The sequence below is a fragment of the Ferrovum myxofaciens genome, assembly GCF_013181415.1.
In the GTDB taxonomy this organism is placed as follows: domain Bacteria; phylum Pseudomonadota; class Gammaproteobacteria; order Burkholderiales; family Ferrovaceae; genus Ferrovum; species Ferrovum myxofaciens.
Genome location: NZ_CP053676.1, coordinates 2,493,120 through 2,510,521 on the forward strand (window position 1 = coordinate 2,493,120; position 17,402 = coordinate 2,510,521).

The window sequence follows — 17,402 nt, forward strand, 5'->3', positions numbered from 1 at the left end:
ATGTCGATTTCAACTTCTGCCACAAGCCAGTGCTCCACATGATAGAGCCGGTCTGGATTTTTTGGACAGGTCGTTAAGTGATATTGCCACAGCAATCCTAGTTGAATTGACGGCGTTAATGGCTTCCTCAATATTCTTGGTTATTGTGACTAATTTCATAATATCCTCCTGTTGACATCTCCTCAAGCATTGGCAAGGGGAAATGTCAACGAAAACGATGGTTAGATTGTGACTGGAATGCAGGTGCCTTCGATAAGTGCATGCGCGCATTCATATTGCCAATTGGTACTCTTCATCGTGATGTAATGTTGCGTCTTGCACCCCGGGGCGTCCGGTGGGTTGTCGGACGATTTTTTTGGCGATTTGTAGTAGAACACGATGCGATGCCCATGTGCTTCGCTGGTGAGTTTGAGAAACAAAGGCACATAATCCTTGCCCCCGAGGAAGATCACCCGCGCATCAGAGTCTGGGGGCAGCAGGTGCAGATCCTCGTAATGGTCCTTCTTATGGCGGTGGTGGACCTTATCAGCGCGTGTATTGAATGTGATGTTGTAGTCCGGCGTCAAAAAAGAGGCGGGAATAAGCCCCCACCCAGCCGAGAGTATGAAGACGTTATCGATCCCAAACTTTGCCACCAACCTTTCGTAGATGGGGTTTTCATACAGATCAAAAGCGCGTCGCAATCCGAGCGGATTGTTTTCGGGTGATTGGTTGTAGTCCAGCAGCAAGTCGCGCCAAGTGCGGCCGTTTTCGGCTTGATCATCCGGATGTGCATAGATCGTGTCCGAGGCACTGGGTGCAAGGGCCGGATTGGCTACTAACTTGACCGGTTTCCCATCACGCCGCCGCATGTGCCCGGCATCGGAACGTTTTCTTGCAGCACACTGAATCACGATATTCATCTAGACCTCCTGAGTTTTTCCACCTGTGTGGCCATGAGGCCCAAAAATCGCGGATCGTAGACCGCATCGACATGGCCGGAATTCCAGAGGCCCGAACTGCGCACTTTCGCTCTGTTGCATGCGGCCCCAAGCCACTGTTCTGAAGGCGGGTCGAGAGGCTCCTTGGCATGATTGCTTAGTAGTGCGATGGCATTACGTTCGATGTCACCACGTACGCTTTGCGGTCCTGGATCGTCGTCCACCGCAAGCCATAAGAGCGGCATGGCCCCAATGACTTTACTCACTTCGATTTCCAGATCAATTTCGTCTGCACGCACTGCTGATGGCGCGCTGTTTCCTTGGCCCCAGGTCGGACATGCATAATAGTCATCACGCGCCATCAGAGATGCGCCGACGATCAATCGGAAGATGGAGCTTCGATGATTGCCACCCCCATTCTTGACCTGACCACGGTGCTGCGCCAAGCGTTCCCACAACGTACTGCTCGCCCCCGCTTTCAGCGCATGGGTACCCACCCGAACGACCCGCAAGTCATGGTCACTGTGGTGACATATTTCCTCGGGTTCAAAGAAAAAATAGACGCCACGCTTTGGCCAGTCTGAACGACCATGACTTGACGCAAGCGTGCGCGGGCCGCCGATGGTTTCTGAAAGTTCGTCCAGCAAGCCATAGAACGATCGCAAGTCATCCACGCGATTTTGGTCAGTAAGCATCATGAGAAAAAATAATTTATGGAACGAGACCCCTCCCTGCAGGAATCGCATGGCGGTTTCAAGTTCGAAGTGCAACCATTGATGGTGGCTTTGTGTAGCGTGTCACCATCTTGCCAGAGAATACCCCAAAAGATGTTCCGAACCAAAGCATTTTTCTGGGTGTCGGTGGTTGGGGCGATCCACGGGGGACCTGCTGTACCTGTTCCCGAGCAACTCGAATCGCATAAATCCTAAGTCATGCGACACTTCCCCTCTCCCTCCGGTTTTACTGGCTACGGCCTGTTGTAGGTTATGGTTGCAAGTGAGAAATGCTTGCACCATAACCCGCGACAGATGGACACCAATGCGCGACAAGAGGGGGAAGGCATCTATGCCATGGCACTTCTGAGCGGAATCAAAATAATGGCTATGTCACAGTTAATTGTTGAACCTAACAGACAAAATAATTATTTCGTTAAAAATCATGCTGTTGAAATTTTACAATTGTTTTCAATGCCCAGTATTCATAAGGGTTGCACGATTACCACTATTTAACTGTGACATAGCCAAAATAATTGAGGGCAGGTTCCCGTTTTTTTAATCAAATTGAGTGATGGTAAGGGCGAATTGACCATCACTTATCTTGCAAATCAAACCCTGATTTATCTTGATTCCGCTCAATATTGGCGTCTTTCAGGGCTTCTGTCGCCTCTGAAGGGCAAGTTTCCGTTCATACTGGAAGCCGGAAACCCCCGTGGATAGGGGGGGTCGTGCGAAGGTCGCCCTTCGCAGAAACAGAGAACGGAGAGCGCAGGGGGGTAGAAAACGGTGAAATTCGGGGTGTATCGACAGTTGCCGCCCTTCGCACGAAACCGGGAAGCCGCGCCAGTATTGGCGTTCCGGCGGGGCACTAAAAAGGCCGGAGAACGTTCTGGCCTAGGTGAAGTGGTGGAGGGTATGAGGATCGAACTCACGACCTTCTGATTGCGAACCAGACGCTCTCCCAACTGAGCTAACCCCCCACAATGTTCATGCCTGCTGTATTATATCGACTATGGAAAATTCTCGTGCATCTTTGACGAACCCCATGGCTTTCGGGGGAGCGGCGCTGGCGATATTTTTCGCCTGGTTGCCTGCCGTTTTTTTGGTGCTGGGCCATCCAGCCTGGCCCCTGTTCATTGGTCTGTTCGTTCTGCCGTTGCTGGAATGGATGGTGGGGGATTATCAAGGCCCCATTCCTTACTGGAACTTCTGGGCTTTGCGTGTCATTCTGGCGGGTATCGCTCTGCAGGGTCTGGTGGGCGCCTATTTTGCCCAACACTATGCCTGGTGGCTGGTTATCCTGGCTGGTGCAGGGTCTGGCTACGCGGCCGGAGGCTCGGGGAATGCTTTGGGTCATGAATTAGGACACAGTCGTGCGCTATGGGATCGGCGTTTGGCCAAGTGGTTCTTCACCACGGTATGTTTTGGCCACTACACGCAAGAGCATGGGGCCGGGCACCATGTACTGGTGGGAACGCCCAAGGACAGTCTGTACAGTTACCTGTCCGATACGCTGTCCAGTTTTTCTCATCGCAACATGATCAAGCAGTTGCGGTTGGGAATTGAGATTGCAACGGTCCGGGGTAATCTGTGGTCCGAGGTTTACGGCCCGATTTTCTTCTATGTCCTGATCAACTTGGTGATTGGCTATCTGGCTGGCTGGAAGGGGATGTTGTTCCTGACCGTGCAAACCGTGGTGATGTATCTGGTGGATGCGTCCATTACGTTCATTCAGCATTTTGCTTTGCACCGCAAGGAAATCGATGGTCGTTTCGAACGCATCGGACCTCAGCATACCTGGGACTGCCGAAACTGGGTGACCACCCTGGTGTCGTTCAACAATTGTCGGCATGTGGATCACCATATCAATCCCGGAAAGGACCTCAATGGGCTGGAACCGGTCCCGGAGGCCCCTCAGTTGCCCTATGGTTACGCCGTTATGGGCACCTTGGCCAATTTTCCCTCGGTATTTCGGCGCATCATGGAGAACACAGGCGCCCAACTGGCTCGCTGACTCCTATTTCCACGGTCGCATGCAGGGCTCTCTGGATACCGGCGGGTGATGGTTTTCCTGCGCCGATTATCAGCCCAGTCATTCTCCTGAAGGGCAAGGTGGGTATAATCCTCCATTTTATCCCAAGGATGCCATCTGCGGGAGGTGAGGACCTGTCATGTTGATTCACCCGGATTTTGATCCAGTCGCTCTGCACTTGGGGCCTTTTTCCATTCGCTGGTACGGACTTATGTATCTGGCGGGTTTCATGGCGGGAGCAGGAGCGGCGCGCTGGCGGATCAAGACCCAGCCGTGGCTGCACTGGACCGTGGAGCAGGTGGATAATTTTTTGACCTATGTGGTGGTGGGCGTGATCGCCGGGGGGAGGCTGGGTTATGTCCTATTCTACAAACCAGAGTTTTATTTGACCCATCCTCAAGACATTCTTGCGGTGTGGCAGGGAGGGATGTCATTTCATGGCGGGTTTCTTGGCGTGATCATTGCGGGCTGGCTCTATGCGCGGCGCGAGAAACGTCGTTGGCTCGAAGTGACCGATTTTGTAGCGCCTCTGGTGACCTTCGGGTTGGGCTTTGGACGCTTGGGAAATTTTATCAATGGGGAATTACCGGGTCGGGTGACTTCGGTACCCTGGGCCATGGTTTTTCCCAAGGTGGACGCATTTTCTCGCCATCCCTCCCAACTTTATGAAGCCTGTCTGGAGGGGTTGGTCCTGGGGTTTTTGCTGCTCTGGTTCAGTCGCAAGCCACGCCCCATGGGGCGCATTTCCGCACTATTCCTCATTGGTTATGGAGCATTTCGGTTTGCGGTAGAATTTACACGGGAACCGGATGACTTTTTGGGGCTACTGGCCTTTGGGTTCAGTATGGGACAGTGGCTCAGTTTGCCGATGATCATCGCGGGGTTGTGGCTCTGGTTATGGTCGGGTAAATTGGACAAGATGTCTCGTACCACCGAGTCCTCCCTTGCTATGCGCGATAAATGAGAAGCGGCGGAAATGATGGTCAGCCAAGGAGTTGAACGAGTAAAATGTCCTCTGGTCTGGATAATTGAGTATCGTGTTCAGTTTTTTTGTCTTGAAAAGGGAGCTCTCTAAAATGAAATCTTGGAAAACTGCCGTGATGGCTGTCGGACTACTGTTGGGCACGGTTGCTGCCCACGCGGACAATGGGTTGGAACTGGCTAAAAAAAGTGGTTGTTTGAGTTGTCATAGTGTGGATACCCCCAAAGTAGGACCTTCTTACAAGTCAGTGGCTGCCAAATATCGGGGTCAACCTGGGGCAGAAGCAAAATTGATCGCCAAGGTAACCCGCGGGGGCAGTGGATCTTGGGGCATGATGCCCATGCCCGCCAAGGGGGGCAATGCCAATTTATCCGAGGAGGATATCAAAAATCTGGTCAAGTGGATTTTGTCTCGCTGATGTCGGGGGTCAGGATGAGGCTTGTCGGCAAGTCTTCCATCCTGACCGGATCTGCGGGGTTGGTGCTGGCCATTTTAGTACTCTCAGGGTGTTCCGGAGAGGAGGGCGATTCACGACATTCGGCAGATCACTGGGACGTTAAAATTGGTTCTGTGGCCCCTCTGAGCGGACCTCAATCTCATCTGGGTGCGGACAACGAGAATGGGGCGCGATTGGCCATCGATGATGCCAATACTCAAGACATTCGTTTGGGGGGGAAACCTGTTCATTTCGAGTTGCTGAGCGAAGATGATGCGGCCGATCCGCGGACAGCGACCATCGTTGCTCAAAAATTGGTCGATGATGGCGTCAATGGCGTGGTGGGGCATCTCAATTCGGGAACTACCATTCCTGCGGCACGCATTTATGCGGATGAAGGGATCCCTCAAATTTCTCCTTCGGCCACCAATCCCAAGTATACCCACCAAGGGTTTCCCACTGCTTTTCGCGTCATGGCCAATGATGAGCAACAAGGTCAGGTGTTGGGTCAGTTTGCGGTTCACGTTGCGGATGCCCGAACGATGGCGGTGATCGACGATGCTACGGCCTATGGGCAAGGTTTGGCCAATGAATTTGAGAAAGCCGCATCCCGGCAAGGGGCAAGGGTGTTGTTGCATGAACACACCGATGATCACAGTACAGATTTTTCAGCCATTTTGACACGCATCAAAGCGCGCCAACCGGATCTCATTTTTTTTGGAGGGATGGACGCTCAAAGTGGTCCGATGCTCAAACAACTTCGTGAACTTGATTTGAAATCCGTATTCCTCACAGGGGATGGGGGGTGTTCAAAGGAGTTTTTTGAACTTGCAGGAGAGGCTTCAGAAGGCAGTTTTTGCAGTTTACCGGGACTGCCGTTGGAGGAAATGCCCAAGGGACGGGATTTCAAGCATCGTTTTGAGGCACGTTTTGGCGCCATTCAGGACTACGCGCCTTACAGTTACGATGCAGTAGGTGCACTCATTGCGGCGATGAAAAAAGCAGATTCACCGCTTCCCGAACGATATTTGCCTTACTTGAAAACGCTGGAATATCCTGGCGTAACGGCATTGATTCGCTTTGATGTGCATGGGGATCTGGCGGGTGGCGCGGTTACGGTCTATCGCTGGCATCAGGGAATTCGGGTGCCCGTCAGAGAGGATGCCAGTACGGGGAGTCAACTCGGCAATCGTTCTGGTGTTGATGAGAATGGCGCAGGAAAGTGAAGATTCGGTTTCATCGAGCGTGACGATGTACCGTTTTTTTGTGATCCAGGGAGTCAGTGCGCTCCTAGTGTTTGGAGGAAGCAAACTGGGCCTCTGGCCGGTTCCTTCACTGGCTTTTTTGACTCTGTTTCAGGGTGTTGTGGCGGTGGTGCTCACATTACTGGTGAAAGGTCCCCGCTGGTGGTTACCCCTCCAGTTCCTTTTTTTGCCTGCGCTTTGGGCAATGGCGCGCGGCGCGATACCTGCGGGTTGGTATGGCGCGGGGTTTGTAGTGTTAGGGTTGGTGTACTGGAATACCTTTCAGTCAAGGGTTCCCCTTTACTTGACGCATCGAGAAACCCTGGCGGAATTGGATCGTCTGGTGCGAGAGATGGCCCCTCGTTCCTTCGTTGATTTGGGATGTGGCACAGGCACTGTCCTTTGCATCCTGGCGGCACACCATCCCGACATTCGATTCGTGGGCTATGAAGTGGCCCCGATTCCTTGGCTGATTGGAAAATGGAAGGCTCGTGCCTTACCCAATTGCACGCTGCATCGTAAAAGTTTCTGGAATATCTCCCTGAGCGAGTTTGATCTGGCTTATGCGTTTTTGTCGCCCGTTCCCATGCCCGCTTTAGGGCAAAAGATGATTCGAGAAATGCGCTCAGGAACTTCCCTGATCAGCAATACTTTTAAGATGCCGGGAATGTTGCCTCACAGTATTTTTCTGACGGAAGGAACCATGCCCCTGTATCTGTATCGTCAAGAAGGGAACGGGCGTGGTAGGATTCCACCTGCCTGTTCTTAAGTCGTTCCTAAGGCTTGAGGGCCATGATGCCGGGAAAATGTCTTTCGGAGTCAACGAAGCCGGTAGGATGTTCGTTTTCAGCATGAAGCAATTAATTTGGAGAATGCCAACATGAAGAAGTCAATGGGTGCCCTGTTTATGTTTGGAATGCTGGCTATGGTCAATGCTCACGCTGACGGTTGGCGAGGTGGAGATGGCTGGCGAGGAGGGGGCGGGTGGGGCGGAGAAGGAGATGGCGGCGGCGCCTGGGGAATGGGGGCGGCTCTGGTGGGCGGATTGGTGGGTGGGATGATGGCTCAGCAGGCACCGGTCTATGCGGCGCCTCCCATGGTCATGGCGCCTCCTCCGGCTTATGCCGTGCCTCAGCCCGCCTATGCCTATCCGGCTCCGGCTTATGCTCAGCCTGTCTATCCTGCTCCTTATTACGGGGGAGGAGAGGGTGATGATGACTGATTCTGTGCTCAGATCATTCAAAAAAGACTGAAAGCCAACCCCCCAATTTTCGGGGGGTTGGCTTTTTTGAAGGGCGAAACAGTTCCAAAGACTGCTTGCACTGCGGCAGTCTTTGGGTTCAAAAGTGGTAGAGTGCACCTACCGTAAAGGCATTGGAACCAAAATCTGCGGTCCCGTCTGGGGTATTGAGGGCAGAACGGTAGTAGTCATAGCCGATTCGTGCGGAAAATAATGCATTGACCTTGAATTGGAGCCCCAGTCCATAGGTGGAGGAGATGCGGGTGGCCCCGGAGTAGCCTGGAGCGGCGCTACTGATGGACTGACTGGTGGCCGATCCAACCCCCAACTTCCCATAGAGAGAAAGGACATTGGACAGGGGCAGGTATCCCACGCCTTCCAGTGTGGCGACATCGGTTTTTCCGCTGACCGTATGATTGGCAAACTTGCCTGCTTCTGTATAGGCGCCTTCCACGCCAAAATAACGGTTGAACTGGTAGCCGATCAGAGCGCCAAATGCCGGGTTATAGGAAGAATTATTCCAGGGTGCTTGGTTGGAAGCATTCAAGGTTTGAGCTTCACCCAGGGTACCTCCGATATATAGTCCTTGGGCATAGGCACCGGTGGACAGTAGGACGGCCAGAGTTAGTGCGATTTTTTTCATGCGGTCTTTATCCTTGCGGGGTCGGTAAAATTACTGTTGTGCTTTGTTCAGCATGGGTGGCTTTGATGATGCCTTCCCAGATGAGAGGAGCCGCCTGATTGGGGAATTTCAGGGAGAGGTCGTGGGTGCGTATTTGAAGGTGGGCAAAGTAATCTTCACGTTCGTCTTCAGGGAGCGAGTAACTCCCCTTTGCCCAGGCATGTTGCTCTGCGCCAAGATCTTCCGCCATCGTTCCGGCATATGCGGCCACGTTGCTCAGAAAACCCAGTACGAGGCTCAGAGAGATCAGTAATTTTCGTAGGGGCATGGAAAAATCCTATGGTCAGTATCGTGAAAAAAGTCCTCTAACCATCTATTGTTGAAATGAAGAGAAGTATCCCTGTGCTCCAAGAGTTTCAGTCATTCTCCAGGGAGGCGCCATTCATGCCCACTCAGCGTTTTCCCAAGGCAAAATCGCGGATCACACTCAATTGCTTGCGCACATATCCATCGACCAGGGCGGGATGAATGCCATTGATGCGAGCAATAAGGGATTCCGGGAAGCCAATGAAATATTCATGCCGGTTTCGAGTCACCGCATGGATGATTTTCTGGGCGACTTGTTCAGGAGTGTCCATGGGTACCTTGAGGGCTTTGGACATGCGGTGAATGGCTCCGGTATGGATGAGGGGGGTGACGTAACGAGGGGCCACATAGGCCACTCCGACCCCGGTGCCGTCCAGTTCCCTGCGCAATGCTTCGGAAAACCCGCGCAACGCAAACTTGCTGGCTGAGTAGGCGGAAAATCCGGGAAAACCGATAGAACCATAGATTGACCCGATATTGACGATGAGTCCCGAGCCCTGAGTCAACAAGTGAGGTAGGAGCAGACGAGTGAGTTGCATGGGCGCGAGGGTATTGAGCCGCCAGAGGTTTTCGATCCCTGTTTCAGTTTCTTGATGAAACAGGTTGAAACTGGTCATTCCTGCCAGGTTGATCAGTATGTCGATACCTTCTGTTTGGGAGGTAACCCTGTCCGCCAGTTGTTTGACTTCCTGAGGGATCAACAGGTCGGCCGGGATGGGCAGGACCGTTCCGCCCGTTCGACGTAATTCAACGGCCAGTTCGTTCAACCCGTGGGCAGAATGGTCAGTCACGATCAAGGTGGCTCCTTGTCGTGCCAGAGCCTGTGCCAAGGGTTTTCCAATGCTTCCGGTGGCGCCTGTCAATAAAACTTTTTTGCCTTTGAGTTCCATGGTTATTTACCGATAATCAACGCCCACAAGCAATGCCGGAGATTCCGCAACGTTGCTCAAAATCCTGGACAATGAACAAACTCTTTGTGGGTGTGGAAGAATGATGAGTGGACATTATTTTAGTTGAATGGGGACCCCCAAGGGAACAGCACTGATGCTGTTTTTTGGGCTACCCTCGATGAGTTCGTCGCTATAGGTCAGGTAAATGACCACGGAGTGGGCGGGATCGATCATGCGCACCAGGTGCAGTTTCTTGAAGAACAAGGAAGCACGGATTTTTGCAATATCCTGCTGGCGCGGCAGGGGACCTGACTGAGTGATGGGGCCGATTTTGAGACAGGACAAGGAGGCTTCCGTCTTGTTCTCGGCAATGCCCACTGCCCCGGAGATTCCACCGGTTTTGGCCCGCGCCAGGTAGCAGGTGATTCCATGAATATCCGGGTCATCGATGGATTCTACGACGATCTTGTTATCTGGACCTAACATTTTCCAGGAGGTATTGACTGACCCGATGTCATCGGCACGAACCAGCGCAGTCAAACAGGTCAGGGACAGGAAAGCAAACAGTTTTTTCATGATTTCAATCCAATGGGTGAAGTGAGTTGTCCTGGGCCCTGAATTCAGTATTTTCCAGAAGGACGGTATGAGGATGCTATAGTACGCCAAGTATCGTCCATGTGACTATCGAGGAATTCATCGATGAAAGTGTTGGTGACGGGCGCTGGTGGATTTGTGGGAAAAGGTTTGGTTCCTTATCTGGAGAGGCAAGGTCACACCGTAGTGCGTGCCCTTCGGATGGCGAAGGAAGACAATGAGGTGGGTATCGGGGACATCGGTCCGGATACCGATTGGCGTGTCGCCCTTGGCGGAGTAGAGGCTGTGGTGCACCTGGCAGCGCGGGTCCATGTGATGCAGGCAGAGGATCTTTCTTCCCAACAGGCTTTTCACCGGGTCAATACGGCAGGGACCTTGAATCTGGCGAGGCAGGCAGCATCAGCAGGGGTGCGTCGTCTGGTTTTTCTGAGTTCCGTTAAAGTATTAGGGGAAGAGGGGGTCTTGACGGCCGCCAGCATTCCTCGACCTGCCGATGCGTATGGCCAGTCCAAGTGGGCGGCAGAGCAAGGGCTGCATACGGTGGCGACGAACACCGGGTTGGAGGTGGTGATCCTTCGCCCCCCATTGATTTATGGTCCCGGAGTGGGAGCCAATTTTGCGCGCTTGATGCATTGGGTGCGGTGCGGGGTTCCCTTGCCTTTGGGGGGGGTTCGTAATCGGCGCAGTTTGTTGGCACTGGGTAATCTGGTGGATGCCGTGGGATGGGTACTGAGGCACCCGGCGGCGGCGGGGCGAACCTACCTCCTGAGCGATGGAGAGGATGTTTCCACCCCCGACCTGATCCGCCATCTGGCCCACGCCTTGGGCCGTTCGGCCCGCTTGCTCACGGTTCCCCCCTTCCTGCTGCTTGGACTGGGAAAACTGCTGGGACGCCGGGCGGAGATCCACCGTTTGCTCGGCTCTTTGGTGGTGGATGCCTCGGCCATCCGCGCTGAATTGGGGTGGTCCCCACCGTTTACCCTAGCGGCAGGTTTGGACGATTTGGTTGCTCGAGAGGGCGAAATGGAAAGGAGTCACTCATGTCACCCAATATCCTGAACTTTTTATTGCAATGGGGTACCACCACCTTCTCGCTGTGGGTATGTAGTTACGTATTCAAAGGGATCCGGTTTGACAGTTTGGGTGCCCTGGTGATTTCGGCTCTGGTGTTGGGGTTTGCCAACGCGGTGGTCAAACCCATCCTGATCTTGCTGACCTTGCCACTGACCTTGTTTACTTTTGGATTTTTTCTGCTGGTCATCAATGCCCTGATGATTCTGCTGGTTTCTTATTTGGTACGCGGCTTTACCGTATCGGGTTTCTGGGAAGCCTTCTTCGCCAGTATTTTTGTGTCTCTGCTCAGCCTGATCATTGGGGCATTTCTTTCCAATGGTTCGCCTCCCTGGCAACCCCCACCCGGCGGAGGCAACTGGGTTTAGTCCTTTTTAAATCCTGGGGGTCACGGAAGTTTCATAAAAGAGTCACGCCTCTGTCATAGCGCCTTGATTCAATGGGGGCATGAAGAAGATCCTGTTCGGCGTTTCCCTCGTATGAGCCCGGTGTTTCACTACCGTACCTTGTGGATATCCGATATCCATCTGGGGACGCCGGGGTGCCAAGCCGATTATCTGTTGGATTTTCTACGTTGTAATGACGCAGATACCATCTATCTGGTGGGGGATATCCTGGATGGCTGGCAGTTGCGCAAGACCTGGTACTGGCCCCAGACCCACAATGATGTGGTCCAAAAACTGTTGCGCAAGGCGCGCAAGGGAACCCGGGTGGTTTATGTGCCGGGAAATCATGATGAACTGATGCGCCAGTTCTGTGGCCTGGCCTTTGGCGACATCGTGGTTCAGGATGAAGCCATTCATACCCTGACGGATGGACGTAAGCTCTGGGTGGTGCATGGTGACCTGTTCGATGGAGTAACTACCCACGCGCGTTGGCTATCCCATCTTGGGGATACCTTCTATACCTTCATCCTCAAATTCAACCAGTGGTTCAATGCGGCCCGTGCTCGCCTTGGTCTGCCCTACTGGTCGGTGTCCCAATACCTCAAGCACCAGGTGAAAAATGCAGTCAATTACATCCATGCCTTTGAACAGGTGATGGTGGATGAAGCTCGTCGACGTGGCTGTCAGGGTGTCGTTTGTGGGCATATCCACAAGGCCGAGATTCGTGAGGTGAATGGGGCCTTGTACTGCAACGATGGGGATTGGGTGGAAAGTTTGACTGCCTTGGTGGAAACCCATGAAGGGGCATTGAGCATCGTGGAATGGCGCCAAAAAGTGGCGGCTCCTCTCAACCTCGGTCCCATTCATCTGGCCGAACAGGAGGGGTGAGCCAGTTCCCCCCCATCAACAAGGAGTGAAGAAATGCGTATCATGATCGTGACGGATGCCTGGGAACCCCAGGTGAATGGTGTGGTCCAGACCTTGAAAAACACGCGTCGGGAATTGGAAACCCTGGGGCATGAGGTCGCCATGATCACTCCTCGGGACTTTATTACCTTGCCTTGTCCTACTTATCCTGATATTCGTCTGTCGCTTCTGCCGGGGCGTCGGGTTTGCCAAAGGTTGCAAGATTTTATTCCGGAAGCGCTACACATTGCCACCGAAGGCCCCCTCGGTATGGCGGCGCGAGCCTATGCCCTGCGCCAGAATTTACCTTTTACCACGGCGTATCACACCCGGTTCCCCGAATATGTCCGCGCTCGTTTTGCCCTTCCTCTGTCCTGGACCTATGCCTTTTTGCGTTGGTTTCACGGGCCATCCCGTGCTGTGATGGCACCGACCCCGGTGGTACAGAAAGATTTGCAACGTCAGGGTTTCAAACGGGTGGTGCTGTGGAGTCGGGGGGTGGATCTGGAGATTTTTCGTTCTGAACGGGGCCGGCGGTTGGATTCGGCACCGCCGATTTTTCTGTACGTGGGGCGGGTGGCGGTGGAAAAGAATGTGGAAGCCTTTTTGTCCCTTGATTTGCCCGGTTCCAAATGGGTGGTGGGGGAAGGGCCGGCCTTGCCCCGTTTGCGCCAACGCTATCCGAAAGTCAATTATCTGGGGGTGTTGAATCTGCAGGCATTGGCTGCCGTGTATGCCTCGGCTGATGTGTTTGTGTTTCCCAGCAAGACCGATACCTTTGGGTTGGTACTGCTGGAGGCCTTGGCTTGTGGCTGCCCGGTGGCGGCATACCCTGTGACAGGACCGCTGGATGTTATCGGGGATTCCCCCGCCGGAGCGCTGAACGAGGATTTGCGAACGGCTTGCCTCGCTGCCCTGAATATTTCTCGGGTCACCGCTCGAGCCCATGCGGAGAAGTTCTCCTGGGCCGCCGCTACCCATCAGTTCCTGGCGCATTTGCAACCGGTGGTGCATGTTTCTCCCATTATTGCTGAACTGGGGATGGGATGATTCAGAAAGAAAGCCCCTATAAGGGGAAAAGGGGATTCAAGCGAATCTGGAATGCCCTGGGCTATTCCCTTACCGGTTTTATTGATGCTTATCGGCATGAAAGTGCCTTTCGTCAGGAAGTGGCTCTATCCGGCGTATTGATTCCCCTGTCCCTGATACTTCACGCCTCCGGGGAGGGGCATGCCCTGTTGATCGGCAGTATCCTGTGGGTATTGTTGGTGGAACTGTTGAACTCGGCGGTGGAAGCCACGGTGGACCGAATTTCTCTGGAAGATCATCGACTCGCCAAACGGGCCAAAGACATCGGCAGTGCCGCTGTTCTGGTTAGTCTGGTGAATGCCGCAGTGGTGTGGGGGTTGGTGCTGTTTTTTTGACTTTGGCCCCGAGGGCTGCGCCCACCGACACCAGAGCCACACCGCCCAGTGTGGTGAGGGTCAGGGCTTCGCCCAGAAAAGGTGCCGCCAGCAGAGTGGTGGTTCCCGGAACGATGGCCAGCATCATGGAGGCGATTCCACTGCCCAGAGAAAGGGTGGCATAGGCGAAACTGAAGGCGGCGACCAGTGCGGCAATGATGCCCTGATAGATCCCCTGAAGCAGGAGGGCCGAAGTACTGACGCCGGACAATCCTTTGGGCAGGAACAGGGCATACAGGGGCAAATAGAGCACGGCAGCACCTACGGTGATGCCGCTGACTGCGTCCAGAGGGCGGATGTTCCATACTCTGACCAGCAAGCCGTAGTAGGCCCAGCACAAGGCTGCACCGATAAAGCAGAGATCGCCCATCCAGTATTTTTCTCCCGTCGATGGGGTAGCAGAACCTGGAGCGAAACGGGAGAAACCAATGACCATCAATCCCAGCGCGGTCAATATCAGGGCCGTCAGGGTGGCGCTGTTGGGGCGGTCTTTGAGCCAGATCCAGGCGATGGCGGCGCTGGCCAGAGGAATCCCCCCGTTGACCAGTACACCGGCATGAGCAGCGGGTGCCAGGGAAAAACCGGCATAGATGAGCAAGGCGTAGAACAGCCCACCGCTGCTGGCAATGATCAGAAGTTGGCGCAGAGACAGGGGGTTCCTCGAAATAAAATAGACTGGCAGCATGAGGGAACCGGCTACGCCAAATCGCAGTGCGGCGAGGTCATAGGGAGTCAGGGTGCTTTTGCCACCGAGGCGGGAAACGATATTGAATCCGCTCCAGCAGACTACCACAACGGCAGCGGCCAAAAAACCTTTCCAGCGCGGACGCGCGTGCGGGATAGACATGGATGGAAAACCTGTGAGTGAGCTATGATGTCAGTGGTCGTGAAGACTACAGACACTGGGGCGTGATGCCCGAGCCATCAGTTTACATGGATTTTCCGGCTCAGGTTGGGTTTGGAAAAGGTTTCCTCCTCTTCCTCGGGGGGAGTGACGACGCAACGCAAGGAAAGGCAGATGCTATTGAAATGGATTTTATGGGGACTGGTGATTTTTTGGGTGTATCGCCAGATCACAGGGCGCAAAGCCCCAACGGGCTCCCTGTTTTCAAATTTCACCGGAACGGGACGGGTTCAGCGCCCTCCTTCGGAGGCTTCCGAAGAACTTGAAACGACCCAGGATATGGTGCGTTGCGCGCATTGCGGACTGTTCCTGCCCCGGCAGGAGGCTCTTTCCCAGAGGGGCGACTGGTTCTGTAGTGAAGCCCACCGCCAAGCCGGTGTACGCGCCCAATGACTGGGCGGAATCTGACCTCTCCCCCACCTTTTTTTGTGGATTCCGAGGGCTGGGTGAGACGTGCCTGTCATTGCCTGTCTCCTAATTTTGATAGCCGTTCCCGAGCGGGGTCTCCCCCGACTCTGGTAGTGATCCACTCGATCAGTTTGCCGGCGGGGCAGTTTGGGGGCCGGGCTGTGGAGGACCTGTTCACCAACCGGCTGGATCCCTCAGCCCATCCCTCTTTTGAGTCTCTGCGGGACTTGCGTGTCTCCGCCCATTTTTTGATCCGGCGCGAAGGCACGCTGATCCAGTTCGTATCCACCGATGCGCGCGCCTGGCATGCCGGGGTGTCCCAGTGGGGCAGACGGCAGGGGTGCAATGATTTTTCTCTGGGCATCGAACTGGAGGGGACCGATCATGTTCCCTTTACGGAGGCGCAGTATGGCACGCTGGACGCCTTGCTCCAGGGACTCTGCGCACGTTATCCGATTCAGGCAATTACGGGACACAGCGACGTGGCACCAGGCCGTAAAACCGATCCAGGCCCCTGTTTCCACTGGGCACGTTGGGAAGCATTGGGGTATCCTGTGCAACTTCTGCGCCCCAAGAAGGCGCGCTCAGGATAGAATGGGGGTTTTCTGAAAAGGGGCCCCAGCGCGCCCCCCTCTGTGGAGAGAATCGTTATGGCGTTGATGATCGGGATACCGCGGGAGATCCATGCGGGAGAGCGGCGTGTGGCCGCTACCCCGGAGACGGTCACCCAGTTGATGAAACTGGGCTATGTCGTGGCTCTGGAAAGTGGGGCGGGGGCAGCAGCCCAATGGGGTGATGAGGCGTACGCAGCGGTAGGGGTGCGGATTCTGCCCTCGGCCCGGGCGGTGTGGGAACAGGCGGATATCGTACTCAAGGTGCGCCCACCCGAGGTTGATCCTGCCACGGGTGAACTGGAATCCCATGCTTTGCGTGCCGGGTCCACTCTGATTGGTTTTCTCTGGCCGGCTCAGAATCCGGCCTTGCTGGAAGCTTTCAGGGTCCAGGGAATCACGGCGTTGTCCATGGATGCCGTACCACGCATTTCCCGCGCGCAGAAACTGGATGCCCTGAGTTCCATGGCCAATATTGCGGGCTATCGCGCCATCATCGAAGCGGCCCAGCATTTCGGGCGGTTTTTTACTGGGCAGATCACGGCGGCTGGTAAGGTGCCTCCCGCCAAGGTGATGGTGATCGGCGCCGGGGTGGCGGGGTTGGCGGCCATTGGGACGGCGCGCAGTCTGGGTGCCATCGTGCGTGCCTTCGATACCCGTCCTGAGGTCAAACAGCAGATTGAAAGCATGGGGGCAGAGTTCCTTGAACTGGATTTCAAGGAAGAAGGGAGTGGAACCGGGGGCTACGCCAAGCAAATGAGCCCCGAGTTCATCGCTGCGGAAATGGCCCTCTTCGCGGCTCAAGCCAAGGAAGTGGACATTATCGTGACCACTGCCTTGATTCCGGGCAAGCCGGCCCCCCGTTTGATCACCGCTGACATGGTGGCGAGCATGAAACCCGGGAGTGTCATTGTGGATCTGGCTGCGGAACAAGGAGGGAACTGTGAAGGTACGGTGCCCGGTCAGGTGACTGTGGTTCACGGCGTATCCCTTATCGGTTACACCGATTTGCCCAGCCGTTTGGCGGCCCAGTCGAGCCAGTTGTACGGTACCAACCTGCGCCACCTGCTCACTGACATGACCCCCGGAAAGGAGGGGCAACTGGTGGTCAACATGGAGGATGAGGTCATTCGTACGGCCACTGTGGTCCATCAGGGCGCATTGACCTGGCCTGCACCACCGCTTAAGATTCGGGCTGTTGCGCCTGCCAAACCGGCGACGGCCATGGTGCCGGCACCCAAGCACGGCGAATCTTCCGGGCCCGCTCATCTCTCTACCCTTTTGAAGGTGTTCGGCGGCGGAGGGATACTCTTTCTGTTGGTGGGGCTGTACGCGCCGCCCGCCTTCTTGCCACACTTTACGGTTTTTGTTCTGGCCTGTTTTGTGGGCTATCAGGTCGTATGGAATGTGACCCCGGCCCTGCACACGCCTCTCATGAGCGTGACCAACGCCATCAGCGGCATCATCGTGCTGGGGGCCCTGTTGCAGATGGCCAACTCCGAGCCCAGCGTGGTCGGGCTGGCGGTGTTCTCCGTGTTGATTGCCACCATCAACATCGCTGGCGGGTTCCGCGTGACCCAGCGCATGTTGAACATGTTCCGCAAAGATTGA

General features: G+C 54.8%; 21 protein-coding genes and 1 tRNA gene. 14 read left to right on the forward strand and 8 right to left on the reverse strand.

Translation table 11 applies throughout. The features are described from left to right. Positions 1–221 precede the first annotated feature (221 nt). From HO274_RS12360 to HO274_RS12370, 3 genes are all read right to left on the reverse strand, one after another. Entirely contained in the window at positions 222–902 is a 681-nt protein-coding gene (locus HO274_RS12360; protein ID WP_273120106.1) for a hypothetical protein, read from the reverse strand. Continuing rightward, a complete protein-coding gene (locus tag HO274_RS12365) occupies positions 899–1,666 on the reverse strand; it encodes a GIY-YIG domain-containing protein (protein ID WP_273120109.1) in 768 nt (255 codons plus the stop codon). Before HO274_RS12365 ends, HO274_RS12360 begins: the two co-directional genes overlap by 4 nt. Before the next feature lie 874 nt (positions 1,667–2,540). Next, positions 2,541–2,616: transfer RNA gene (locus tag HO274_RS12370), tRNA-Ala, on the reverse strand. Positions 2,617–2,681: 65 nt separating this feature from the next. Between HO274_RS12370 and HO274_RS12375 the strand changes: the two genes are divergently transcribed. The 6 genes from HO274_RS12375 (at position 2,682) to HO274_RS12400 (ending at position 7,552) form a co-directional block, all read left to right on the forward strand. Beyond that, entirely contained in the window at positions 2,682–3,650 is a 969-nt protein-coding gene (locus HO274_RS12375) for a fatty acid desaturase (RefSeq protein WP_273120112.1), read from the forward strand. Between the two features lie 157 nt (positions 3,651–3,807). Next, positions 3,808–4,632 (forward strand): prolipoprotein diacylglyceryl transferase, encoded by an 825-nt coding sequence (lgt, locus tag HO274_RS12380; protein WP_273120115.1) that lies wholly within the window; start codon positions 3,808–3,810, stop codon positions 4,630–4,632. Between the two features lie 112 nt (positions 4,633–4,744). Beyond that, positions 4,745–5,068: a c-type cytochrome gene (locus tag HO274_RS12385; protein WP_031598919.1), complete on the forward strand. Its 324-nt coding sequence runs from the start codon at positions 4,745–4,747 to the stop codon at positions 5,066–5,068. Positions 5,069–5,082: 14 nt separating this feature from the next. Beyond that, positions 5,083–6,312 carry a branched-chain amino acid ABC transporter substrate-binding protein gene (locus tag HO274_RS12390; RefSeq protein WP_273120118.1) on the forward strand — a complete coding sequence of 410 codons (1,230 nt, stop codon included), beginning with the start codon at positions 5,083–5,085 and terminating at the stop codon, positions 6,310–6,312. Further along, entirely contained in the window at positions 6,296–7,099 is an 804-nt protein-coding gene (locus tag HO274_RS12395; protein WP_273120120.1) for a class I SAM-dependent methyltransferase, read from the forward strand. The genes HO274_RS12390 and HO274_RS12395 overlap by 17 nt, the downstream gene beginning before the upstream one ends. A gap of 111 nt (positions 7,100–7,210) precedes the next feature. Beyond that, positions 7,211–7,552, forward strand: a complete 342-nt coding sequence (locus HO274_RS12400) for a hypothetical protein (protein WP_273120123.1) — start codon at positions 7,211–7,213, stop codon at positions 7,550–7,552. Positions 7,553–7,670: 118 nt separating this feature from the next. Here HO274_RS12400 and HO274_RS12405 read toward each other — a convergent pair whose 3' ends face one another. From HO274_RS12405 to HO274_RS12420, 4 genes are all read right to left on the reverse strand, one after another. Continuing rightward, the gene (locus HO274_RS12405; RefSeq protein ID WP_062187416.1) at positions 7,671–8,213 is read right to left on the reverse strand and encodes an outer membrane protein; all 543 of its coding nucleotides are present in this window, start codon (positions 8,211–8,213) and stop codon (positions 7,671–7,673) included. Between the two features lie 7 nt (positions 8,214–8,220). Then, positions 8,221–8,520: a hypothetical protein gene (locus HO274_RS12410; RefSeq protein WP_273120126.1), complete on the reverse strand. Its 300-nt coding sequence runs from the start codon at positions 8,518–8,520 to the stop codon at positions 8,221–8,223. Positions 8,521–8,644: 124 nt separating this feature from the next. Next, positions 8,645–9,448: an SDR family oxidoreductase gene (locus tag HO274_RS12415; RefSeq protein ID WP_273120128.1), complete on the reverse strand. Its 804-nt coding sequence runs from the start codon at positions 9,446–9,448 to the stop codon at positions 8,645–8,647. 114 nt (positions 9,449–9,562) lie between these two features. After that, positions 9,563–10,024: a CreA family protein gene (locus tag HO274_RS12420; RefSeq protein ID WP_031597476.1), complete on the reverse strand. Its 462-nt coding sequence runs from the start codon at positions 10,022–10,024 to the stop codon at positions 9,563–9,565. Between the two features lie 123 nt (positions 10,025–10,147). Here HO274_RS12420 and HO274_RS12425 point away from each other — a divergent pair, with 123 nt between their 5' ends. From HO274_RS12425 to HO274_RS12445, 5 genes are all read left to right on the forward strand, one after another. Next, positions 10,148–11,101 carry an NAD-dependent epimerase/dehydratase family protein gene (locus HO274_RS12425; RefSeq protein ID WP_051862357.1) on the forward strand — a complete coding sequence of 318 codons (954 nt, stop codon included), beginning with the start codon at positions 10,148–10,150 and terminating at the stop codon, positions 11,099–11,101. Continuing rightward, entirely contained in the window at positions 11,083–11,481 is a 399-nt protein-coding gene (locus HO274_RS12430) for a phage holin family protein (protein ID WP_031597480.1), read from the forward strand. The genes HO274_RS12425 and HO274_RS12430 overlap by 19 nt, the downstream gene beginning before the upstream one ends. Before the next feature lie 111 nt (positions 11,482–11,592). Beyond that, positions 11,593–12,387, forward strand: a complete 795-nt coding sequence (locus tag HO274_RS12435; RefSeq protein ID WP_082783088.1) for a UDP-2,3-diacylglucosamine diphosphatase — start codon at positions 11,593–11,595, stop codon at positions 12,385–12,387. 33 nt (positions 12,388–12,420) lie between these two features. Further along, on the forward strand, positions 12,421–13,455 hold the full coding sequence (locus HO274_RS12440) for a glycosyltransferase family 4 protein (protein WP_273120133.1): 1,035 nt from the start codon (positions 12,421–12,423) through the stop codon (positions 13,453–13,455). Then, on the forward strand, positions 13,452–13,829 hold the full coding sequence (locus HO274_RS12445; protein WP_031597485.1) for a diacylglycerol kinase: 378 nt from the start codon (positions 13,452–13,454) through the stop codon (positions 13,827–13,829). Before HO274_RS12440 ends, HO274_RS12445 begins: the two co-directional genes overlap by 4 nt. Here HO274_RS12445 and HO274_RS12450 read toward each other — a convergent pair. Beyond that, entirely contained in the window at positions 13,780–14,715 is a 936-nt protein-coding gene (locus tag HO274_RS12450) for a DMT family transporter (protein ID WP_035417483.1), read from the reverse strand. The two genes, HO274_RS12445 and HO274_RS12450, sit on opposite strands and share 50 nt — an antisense overlap. A gap of 171 nt (positions 14,716–14,886) precedes the next feature. On the opposite strand from HO274_RS12450, the gene HO274_RS12455 reads away from it, so the two are divergent. Genes HO274_RS12455 through HO274_RS12465 form a run of 3 tightly spaced genes read left to right on the forward strand, consistent with a single transcriptional unit; the run spans position 14,887 to position 17,402 of the window. Continuing rightward, positions 14,887–15,165, forward strand: coding sequence for a PP0621 family protein (locus HO274_RS12455; RefSeq protein ID WP_035417486.1), 279 nt, complete (start codon positions 14,887–14,889; stop codon positions 15,163–15,165). Then, on the forward strand, positions 15,162–15,773 hold the full coding sequence (gene ampD, locus HO274_RS12460) for a 1,6-anhydro-N-acetylmuramyl-L-alanine amidase AmpD (protein WP_051862361.1): 612 nt from the start codon (positions 15,162–15,164) through the stop codon (positions 15,771–15,773). Before HO274_RS12455 ends, ampD begins: the two co-directional genes overlap by 4 nt. A gap of 57 nt (positions 15,774–15,830) precedes the next feature. Then, on the forward strand, positions 15,831–17,402 hold the full coding sequence (locus tag HO274_RS12465) for a Re/Si-specific NAD(P)(+) transhydrogenase subunit alpha (RefSeq protein ID WP_062187427.1): 1,572 nt from the start codon (positions 15,831–15,833) through the stop codon (positions 17,400–17,402).